The 325-nt window shown below is 48.6% G+C and carries 1 protein-coding gene; it reads left to right on the forward strand.

The annotated features are described in order from the left end of the window. Positions 1-325: AFG1/ZapE family ATPase (zapE, locus tag AB9F29_RS21690; RefSeq protein WP_369757222.1), on the forward strand; the 325-nt coding region annotated here is incomplete at both ends.

Genomic DNA, 325 nt, shown 5'->3' on the forward strand with positions numbered 1-325 from the left:
AAATGCAGATCACCGATATTGCCGATGCGATGATCGTTGGACGCTTGTTTGAGAAATTGCATGACCTCGGTGTGGCGATTGTTACCACGTCGAACCGCATTCCCGATGACCTCTATAATGATGGGCTAAATCGACAGTTGTTCCTACCGTTTATAGAGAAAATTAAGGTCGATATGGAGGTCCACGAACTCTCTAGCGAAACCGATTATCGGCATGATCGCTTGTCAGGAAATCAAGTTTATTTCACCCCCAACAGCGCCGCTGCCCGAGCCGAAATCGAAGCGATTTGGCATGATTTAACGCAAGGCCAAGGTGCGCCGATGGA

It is taken from the genome of Falsihalocynthiibacter sp. S25ZX9 (assembly GCF_041205405.1).
Taxonomy (GTDB): Bacteria; Pseudomonadota; Alphaproteobacteria; order Rhodobacterales; family Rhodobacteraceae; genus Falsihalocynthiibacter; species Falsihalocynthiibacter arcticus.